The organism is Helicobacter sp. CaF467b, from assembly GCF_022664765.1.
GTDB classification, from domain to species: Bacteria; Campylobacterota; Campylobacteria; order Campylobacterales; family Helicobacteraceae; genus Helicobacter_D; species Helicobacter_D colisuis.
Window position 1 is genome coordinate 647,379 of the sequence record NZ_JALAIY010000001.1, and the last position, 8,529, is coordinate 655,907.

The 8,529-nt window shown below is 35.2% G+C and carries 9 protein-coding genes; 4 read left to right on the forward strand and 5 right to left on the reverse strand.

Annotated features, from left to right (window positions below; translation table 11 throughout):
* The 4 genes from MKD52_RS03390 to MKD52_RS03405 all read left to right on the forward strand — a co-directional run.
* A partial coding sequence (locus tag MKD52_RS03390; RefSeq protein ID WP_242099248.1) for an alpha/beta hydrolase occupies positions 1-289 on the forward strand: 289 nt, incomplete at its 5' end.
* 84 nt (positions 290-373) lie between these two features.
* Positions 374-1,105: a basic amino acid ABC transporter substrate-binding protein gene (locus MKD52_RS03395; RefSeq protein WP_112058085.1), complete on the forward strand. Its 732-nt coding sequence runs from the start codon at positions 374-376 to the stop codon at positions 1,103-1,105.
* 15 nt (positions 1,106-1,120) lie between these two features.
* Complete coding sequence (locus MKD52_RS03400; protein WP_242099249.1) at positions 1,121-1,798, forward strand: amino acid ABC transporter permease; 678 nt, start codon at positions 1,121-1,123, stop codon at positions 1,796-1,798.
* Positions 1,791-2,519, forward strand: coding sequence for an amino acid ABC transporter ATP-binding protein (locus MKD52_RS03405; RefSeq protein WP_242099250.1), 729 nt, complete (start codon positions 1,791-1,793; stop codon positions 2,517-2,519). The genes MKD52_RS03400 and MKD52_RS03405 overlap by 8 nt, the downstream gene beginning before the upstream one ends.
* Positions 2,520-2,553: 34 nt before the next feature.
* Here the strand turns inward: MKD52_RS03405 and ligA are convergent, their stop codons facing one another.
* The 5 genes from ligA to MKD52_RS03430 all read right to left on the reverse strand — a co-directional run bounded on the left by ligA (position 2,554) and on the right by MKD52_RS03430 (position 8,275).
* A complete protein-coding gene (ligA, locus tag MKD52_RS03410; protein WP_242099251.1) occupies positions 2,554-4,506 on the reverse strand; it encodes an NAD-dependent DNA ligase LigA in 1,953 nt (650 codons plus the stop codon).
* The gene (luxS, locus tag MKD52_RS03415; protein WP_242099252.1) at positions 4,503-4,985 is read right to left on the reverse strand and encodes an S-ribosylhomocysteine lyase; all 483 of its coding nucleotides are present in this window, start codon (positions 4,983-4,985) and stop codon (positions 4,503-4,505) included. Before luxS ends, ligA begins: the two co-directional genes overlap by 4 nt.
* A gap of 61 nt (positions 4,986-5,046) precedes the next feature.
* Positions 5,047-6,045 (reverse strand): A/G-specific adenine glycosylase, encoded by a 999-nt coding sequence (gene mutY, locus MKD52_RS03420; protein WP_242099253.1) that lies wholly within the window; start codon positions 6,043-6,045, stop codon positions 5,047-5,049.
* Positions 6,046-6,051: 6 nt separating this feature from the next.
* Positions 6,052-7,050, reverse strand: coding sequence for an LLM class flavin-dependent oxidoreductase (locus MKD52_RS03425; protein ID WP_112058079.1), 999 nt, complete (start codon positions 7,048-7,050; stop codon positions 6,052-6,054).
* Positions 7,051-7,177: 127 nt separating this feature from the next.
* Positions 7,178-8,275: an NAD(P)-dependent alcohol dehydrogenase gene (locus tag MKD52_RS03430; RefSeq protein WP_242099254.1), complete on the reverse strand. Its 1,098-nt coding sequence runs from the start codon at positions 8,273-8,275 to the stop codon at positions 7,178-7,180.
* Positions 8,276-8,529 lie beyond the last annotated feature (254 nt).

An 8,529-nucleotide genomic window follows, 5' to 3' on the forward strand; every position in this document is an offset into this window, starting at 1 on the left:
GGTTTCTCCTTTTGATGAAGAGTTAAAAAAATTGCCTATTTTTAGAAGTTTCACAGACAAAAAGCCAAGCTACCAAATCCTAAAAAATGTGATTAAAAATCGTGTGGTGATTTCTGCCAAAGATGATGCAATCGTGCCAACTAACTTAAGCTACAAACTTGCCAGATCTTTAGACGCGGATTTTATCCAAACGCAAAAAGGTGGTCATTTTATGGAATCTGAAGGCTACACAGACTTACCACTCGTGATAGAAGTTTTTCAAAATTTTAGTGCAGAATCTAAACAATAATGGATATAAGGGCATTTGTATTTCTTATAGATTGTGCTACAATACGAAAAAATTGTAAATTAAAATGATTCACAAAGGAAAAAAATGAAAAATTTTCTTAAGATATTTTCAATTGTTTTGGCATTGATAGCTTTCTTTGGTTGTGAAAAAAAGGAAGAAAAATCTAAAGTTTATGTAGGTATGAATGCGGATTTTGCACCTTTTGAGTATAGGGAAGGGAAGAATATTGTCGGATTTGATGTGGATTTAATGCGAGAAATTGCTAAGATTTCTGGGATTGAAGTTGAGTTTATGGATATTCAATTTGATGGGTTATTGCCTGCATTAGAATTAGGAAAAATTGATATGATTATCTCTGGTATGACAGTAACAGAAAATCGCAAAAAGTTTGTTAATTTTTCTGATTCTTATTTTAATTCTACTCAAGTTATTTTAGTTAATAGCGAAAATCAAAATATTGGAAATTTTTCGGATTTATCAGGAAAAGTAGTTGGAGTTGCGCTAGGATTTACAGGAGATTTGGTAGTGAGTAAATTGCCTAATGTATCTGTGCAAAAATTTAATACTGCATCAGATTTGATTTTGGCTTTAAAATCGCGCAAGGTGGAAGCGGTTGTTTTGGATTATGAAACTGCAAAAAATTATGCTGCTCATAATCAAGACTTAAAATTAATCCAAAGCGATGCGGCAAATGAGGAATATGCTATTGCGATGAGAAAAGATGAGGTAGAGCTATTACAAAAAGTCAATGAGGCTTTAAAAAAGATCAAAGAAAATGGAACTTATGATACTTTGATAGCTAAATATTTTGATTAAGGGCTTTGAGAAAATATGCTAGAGTATTTGGAGATATTAAAAGAAGTCTTTATTAATGAAAGCCGATATTGGTATTTGGTAGAGGGATTAGGGTTTTCCATTGCCACTACCGCGCTTTCAGCATTAATTGGAATCGCATTGGGTATTTTAATAGCATTAATGCAGCTTTCTACTTGGAGGGTTTTATCTAAACTTGCTTTTGCTTATGTGTATATCATACGCGGAACTCCTGTTGTGGTGCAATTGATGATATGGGCAAACATTGTTTTTGTGGGAGCATTGCGCGATATGCCTATTTTATTAATCGCCGCCATTGCTTTTGGGATTAATTCTGGGGCTTATGTTGCCGAGATTATTCGTGCAGGAATTGCCGGGCTTGATAAAGGACAAATGGAAGCAGCAAGGGCTTTGGGAATGGGTTATGCCTTATCAATGAAAGAAATCATTATTCCTCAAGCTATTAAGAGAATTTTACCGCCTTTAGTGAGTGAATTTATTGCTTTATTAAAGGAAACTTCAATTGTGGGTTTTATTGGTGGTGTGGATTTACTAAGGGCTGCAAATATCATAACAAGCCAAACTTATCGGGCTATTGAGCCTCTACTTGCAGTGGGAATTATTTATTTGATTTTAACTTCTATTTTTGCGATGCTAATGCGAAAAGTTGAAAAAAGGCTAAAAGAAAGTGATTAAAATAAAAGATTTGCATAAAAAATTTGGGGAAATAGAAGTTTTAAAAGGGATTAATGTAGAAGTTTCTAAAGGGGAGGTGATTGCTATTATTGGACCTTCTGGAAGTGGTAAATCTACCTTTTTGCGATGTATTAATAGAATGGAAGACCCAAGTTGTGGGCAAATTATTATTGATGGGCAAAACATTATGGATAAGTCAGTAGATATTAATCTTGTTCGCCAAAAATTAGGAATGGTTTTTCAGCATTTTAATTTATTTCCCCATAAAAAAGTGATAGAAAATATTGCTTTAGCGCCGATGAAACTCAAAAAGATTCCAAAAGAAGTGGCTTATAAAAAAGCAATGGATTTATTACAAAAGGTTGGTTTAGTTTCTAAAAAAGATGTGTATCCCAATAAGCTTTCAGGTGGGCAGAAACAAAGAATCGCTATTGCTAGGGCTTTGGCTATGGAGCCAGAGATTATGCTTTTTGATGAGCCCACTTCTTCTTTAGATCCAGAAATGATTAAAGAAGTGCTAGATGTAATGAAAGATTTGGCAAAAGAGGGTATGACAATGATGATTGTAACTCACGAAATGGGATTTGCCAAAAATGTAGCTAGTCGGATTCTTTTTATGAGCGAGGGTCAAATCATCGAAGATGAATCGCCCAATAAGTTTTTTACTAATCCAAAAAACCAAAGAGTGAAAGATTTCTTGCATAAAGTTTTAGATAAATAATTTATTTTTTATGCAGTAACCTTAAAATTTTGTGCTACTTTTTGGATTCTTGAATAAGTTTCCAAAATTCTTCTTCATCAATGATTTTTACACCGAGTTCTTGAGCCTTAGTGAGCTTTGATCCTGCCTCTTCTCCACAAAGCAGATAATTTGTCTTTTTTGAGACACTACTAGAGACTTTTGCACCAAGTGATTCTAAAATCTCTTGATACACTTCTCTTTTTTGTGAGAGTGTGCCAGTGATGACAAAGGTTTGATTACTAAGATTTGCATTGGTGCTATTTTGATTGTATTTGGGCTGTAGAATTGTTAGAAGATGATTGATTCTTTCTTGATTGACATGGCAAAATTCTACAAGTGAGTTTGCCATTTCTTCCCCAAAGCCATCAAGTGCTACAAAGTCTTCAAAGCTCTTATGATGGAAGTTATCGCCAAAAGTGTTTGCAAGTTTTTTGCTTGCTCCCTCGCCAATATGTTCGATTCCTAAAGCATTAATAAAACGCCACAAATCAACCCCTTTAGCCTGTTTGATAGCATTTAAAAGGTTGTGAATCTTTTTGTCTTTGAATCCCTCCAAGCCCTCTAAATCTTCATATTGAAGCGAAAAAATATCTTCAATTTTGGTAATCTTTCCAAGCTCAAAGAGTAAATCAATGATTCTTTTGCCAAGCCCATCAATATTAAGCGCCTTTTTGCTTATAAAGTGAATGAGTGAGTTTTTCACCCTTGCTTTGCAGTTTAAATTTTGGCATTTGATGAGTTTTTCTTCAATAAGTAGCTCACTTTTGCAAATAGGGCAGTGCGTTGGTATTTTGCATTGCTTTTGTGTGCCATCACGCAAGGTAGGCAGTGATTTAATGATTTTTGGTATCACATCTCCACTGCGAATAAGAATCACAGAATCATTGATTAAAATATCTTTTTTTTTGATTTCATCAAAGTTATGCAGGGTTGCGCGGCTAACCTTTGCTCCCTCGATCATCACTGGCTCCAAAACAGCCACAGGGGTAATAACTCCTGTTCTGCCAACTTGCAAAATAATGTCTAAAATTTTTGCCTTTTTTTCAATAGCAGGAAACTTGTATGCACAGGCAAAGCGTGGAGCTTTTATGGTAAAGCCTAGAGATTTTTGCAATGCAATATCATCAATCCTAATAACCATTCCATCAAGCGTGATAGGATAAGAATCGCGCTTAGAAATAAGATTTTGATAAGAATCTTCTATTGCTTGTAAGTTTGAGCAGAGCTTAGAGAAAGGCGAAGCTATAAATCCAAAAGAGCGGATTTTCTCCATTAGGGCAAAAAAGCTATTTTCATTAATTTGACAAAACCCCACACCCCAAGGGATAAATTGTAGTTTGCGCTTTGAAGTGATTTTAGAATCTAATTGCCTTAAGCTTCCAGCAGCTGCATTACGCGGATTTGCAAAAAGTGCTTCCCCCTTCTCTAGTCTTTCTTGATTGATAGCTTCAAAATCATCTTTGGCAATCACGCATTCCCCACGGATTTCTATTTTATCTTTATAGGGAATGCTAAGGGGAATGCTAGGAATGGTTTTGGCATTTTGAGTAACTTCTTCTCCGATGAATCCATCGCCCCTTGTGGTAGCCTTTTGTAATATTCCATTTTCATAAAGCAAATTGAGACTAGCTCCATCAAATTTGGGATCAATAGTAAAATTTAGATTTTCGCCCTTGCTAACTCTATTAATCCAATCTTGTAATTCTTGAGTATTAAAAATATCATCCAAACTCCACATACGCTCTATGTGTTCGGATTTGTTGAAAGATTCTAAAATACGATCCCCAACTCTTTGGGTTGGAGAATCTTTGGAAATTTGTGTGGGATTGTTTGTTTCAAAATCTTTGATTTGATGATAGAGTATATCATACTCTTCATCGCTAACTATGGGATCATCTAAAATATAATAGTGCTTAGCCCATAAATTTAGTGTTTTGATAGCTTCTAAATAAGAATCATAGTTCATAAATTAAGCTTTAATGATTCATTATCCATAATCCCAATTCCCTTACTTAGCGTATCTTTTGCGATTTCTTTGGCAGCCTCTAAAGAATGCATTTTGTAAGTGCCGCATTGCAGTTCATTAGCTTCTGGAATCTCATTAACTTCCAAAATATCTTTCATACTTGCTTCCCAAGCATTTTTCACAGCTTCAGGACTTGGTTTGCCAATTAAACTCATATAAAATCCCGTGCGACAACCCATAGGCGAAATATCGATAATTTCAACTTTATCGCTATTTAAATGCTCGCGCATAAAACCCGCAAAGAGATGCTCTAGAGTGTGGATTCCCTCTTGACTTAAAATCTCCACATTGGGTTTGCAAAAGCGTAAATCAAAGACACAAATTTCATCACCTTTTGGAGTGTGCATAACTTTACCTAGTCGCACTGCTGGAGCAGGCATTTTTTTGTGATCAACTTTAAAGCTATCTAAGAGTGGCATAAGTATCCTTTAGAATAAAAATAAATAGCAGAATCCTACAAAAAAAATATTCATAAAAAGTTTAATTAATAGTGCTTTTCTTTAAAAAGTCTAAAATTTTTAAAGTCATACTTGAAATAGGGAGATTTTTTAGTTCTTCTTGAGTAAAGAATTCAATTTTTTGCTGGGTTTGCTGGAGTAGTTCTTGAGATTGTAGTAAATAGAGATGAAGTGTTAAATTGTATTTGGTATAAGAGTGTTTGAGGATTCCTAGCTTTTTAGTTTGGAGAGATTTGAGAGGTGAGATAAAGGGAAAATTATAAAGGTTATAATAAAGCTTGGTTTGGCTTTTGGTTAAAGCAAATTTGGAATCGTGAATAAAGATACCAATATCTAAAACTTGTTTTAGTGAGGCAGTTTTTTTGGTGGGTGTGTAGAATATAGGATTCTCTTTGCCTTGACAAAAGGACTGGAGTGGGCATTGTGTGCATTTGGGATTTTTGGGAGTGCAAAGAGTAGCGCCAATATCTAAAAGGGCTTGATTGTGATTAAAAGGTTCTTGCGGGTTAAGGATTGTCTTTGCCTTTGATTCAAGGAGTTTTGGGCTAGGGGATTGTAAAGCAAAGAATCGCGCTAAGATACGCTTGATATTAGAATCAACAAAACTCACTGCGCTATCATAGCCAAAACAAGCAATTGCACCTGCAGTGTAGCGACCAATTCCTGGAAGTTTTTGGAGAGATTCTATATCTTTGGGCAAAATACCTTTATGGGATTGACAGCAAATTTTGGCGCATTTTAAGAGATTTCTAGCGCGAGTGTAATATCCAAGTCCGCGCCATTGCAATAAAACTTCTTCTTCCTTAGCCTTAGAGAGAGTTTCTAGAGTGGGAAATTTTTCTAAAAAAGGAAAATAAAAGCGTTCTAGAATCGTTTTAACTTGAGTTTGTTGCAGCATAACCTCACTAACTAAAACCCTATAAGCGCGATGATTTGCTGTTTTATCTCGCCAAGGAAGAGATTTGCGCCCCTTTTGTTCATACCACAAAAGAATATTAGAATGCAAAAGGGGTAAATTCATCGTTAGTTAGAGATTTGGAAGGATTGTTTCTTTATAAATTTTTAAAATATTTTTAGAATCTTCAAGGCTTGGTGAGAGAAGTTTAAGCGCTAGAGAATCAGGCATAAACTGCTTTTTGATTTCTAAGATTTGCTCGATACAATCGCTAGGAGTTCCAACAATCATTGTTTTAAGTATTTTGTCTTTGTTAAAAAATTCCGTTCTAAATTCTTCATAATCGCTTGTTTTGATAATGGATTCAAAAGTTGGATTACTTTCGTTGGCTTTAAGCATACATTGTGTGAAAATATCCACGCCCATTTGTGCTTTTTCTTCAGCAACTTCACGATTCTCATCTACACAAAACGCCCTTGTGAGTGTGAATTTATATTTTTTGGGATGATTGTTTTTGAAGATTTGATGAATTTGTTGTGCGCGATTTTCTTGCAGCGTTAAAGAGCCAAGAAAATTATATCCCAGGGTAGCTGCTTTTTGGAGAGTTTCATCATTATTACTTGCAACATAAAAAGGAATCAAACCATGTGGGTGAGGGCGGATACTTACATTATTTATTTCAAAATAATTTCCACTAAAATTAACTTGTTCTTTAAAAAGCAATTGATGCACAATTTCTGCATTTTCTAGCATAATTTCGCGGTTACTTTCTGGGTTATTACCCCTCTCAATATTAAAGATAGGGAATGCACCTCTTGCAAATCCAAAGAGAAAACGCCCTTTAGAGAGTAAATCAAGTGTTGCAATTTCTTCTGCAATTTGAATGGGGTGATAGTGTGGAAGTAAAATAGCTGCACTCCCTATTTTGATATTTTGAGTTTGTGCAAGTGCGGCGCTAATTAGAGTTGTAATCGCAGAACAAAGCGTAAAATTATTAAAATGATGTTCTCCAATCCAAGCTTCATCTAAGCCTAGTGTATCACAATATTTGATTATTTCTAAAGCATTCAGAATAGATTCTGCTTCATTGTTATTCCAGTTTTCTATGAGTGTAAAGATGCCACTTTGCAAAAGATAACTCCTTTTTGAATATATTTTGGTATTTTAACAAAAATATTTGGAATCTTTAGAAAAAAAGAAATGATTTTTGTTTGAAAGTTTGTAGAATCCTTAAGGGTTATTAAGGATTCTACTTTTTTTAATTGTCTTCAAGCGTTTTCATATCGATGACATAGCGGAATTTTGCCTTGCCTGTTGTGAGATTTTCATATACTTCATTGATTTGGTTTGCCGAAATAATTTCCGTCTCTGGATAAATCTTGTGTTTGAGTGAAAAATCTAGCATTTCTTGAGTTTCTTTCATACCGCCAATGAGTGAGCCATACACTTTTTTGTGTGCATTAAAAATAAGTCCTTGTGCCCCAATTTTTGGATCCACTTCAGAAGGTGGAAGCCCAACAATTCCCATTTCTCCACCAAGCTTAAGGAGCTTGAGATATGCGGTAATGTCATAAGGTGTCGGAATAGTGGAAACAATAAGATCAAATCGTTCTGTAACAACCTTGAGATCTGTGGTGTCATATAGCTTTGTAGCACCGAGTTTGAGGGCATCTTGTTCTTTATTTTTGTTTCTTGCAAAAATAAATACTTCAGCACCCATTTGCTTAGCATATTTAAGTGCCATCATACCAAGCCCACCAAACCCTGCTACAGCGACTTTATCTCCAGCCTTTACCTTGCTAAATTTTAGTGGCGCATACGTAGTAATCCCTGCACAAAGCAATGGTGCGACCTTGTCAAGTGGCGCATCTTGTGGCACCATTACAGCAAACTTTTCGCTTACTACAATGTTGTTAGAATATCCACCATAAGTAGGTTCATCATTATGGCAATAATCTTTGCAATCATAAGTAGCGACCATACCGCGTTCGCAATACTGCTCATTACTTGCCTTGCACGCTTCGCATTCCCCACAAGAATTGACCATACAGCCAACCCCTGCATAATCTCCGACTTTAAATTTGCTTACCTTGCTACCAACTGCCACAACACGCCCTGCTATTTCGTGTCCTGGCACCATAGGATAGATTCCCTTATGCCATTCACTGCGTGCAGAGTGGATATCACTATGGCAGATTCCAGCATATAAAATCTCGATTAAAATGTCGCTTTCCCCCAAAGCGTGGCGAGAAAATTCAAAAGGCTTGAAGGTATCATCTTTGTGTTGCACCGCATAACCTTTGGCGGTGATTCTTTTGCCTTCTTTGATTTCATTGAGGTTTGAATCTAATAACATCTCATCTCCTTAAGATAAAAATAAAAATGTAATTATAAAAGATGAGAGTTACTCTAAGTCAAGAGAAAAACTGAAAAATTAAACAAAAAACTACTAATTTTTAGTGTAAGTAATATGTATTAACTAGCGGAGTTATCCCTAGCCTAAGCTAGAGATAAAAATGAAATTTTAAATTAATTCTACATAAAGAGAATGAAGTTTTGAATTTTAATCTTTTTAGCGTTGCTATAGTTTTAAACTATCTATATTTTTGG

What these genes read in the sequence shown, in the direction of transcription:
- MKD52_RS03395 (WP_112058085.1), top strand. Translation starts at nt 374, where the DNA reads ATGAAAAATTTTCTTAAGATATTTTCAATTGTTTTGGCATTGATAGCT.
- MKD52_RS03400 (WP_242099249.1), top strand. Translation starts at nt 1,121, where the DNA reads ATGCTAGAGTATTTGGAGATATTAAAAGAAGTCTTTATTAATGAAAGC.
- ligA (WP_242099251.1), bottom strand. Translation starts at nt 4,506, where the DNA reads ATGAACTATGATTCTTATTTAGAAGCTATCAAAACACTAAATTTATGG.
- luxS (WP_242099252.1), bottom strand. Translation starts at nt 4,985, where the DNA reads ATGCCACTCTTAGATAGCTTTAAAGTTGATCACAAAAAAATGCCTGCT.
- mutY (WP_242099253.1), bottom strand. Translation starts at nt 6,045, where the DNA reads ATGAATTTACCCCTTTTGCATTCTAATATTCTTTTGTGGTATGAACAA.
- MKD52_RS03430 (WP_242099254.1), bottom strand. Translation starts at nt 8,275, where the DNA reads ATGTTATTAGATTCAAACCTCAATGAAATCAAAGAAGGCAAAAGAATC.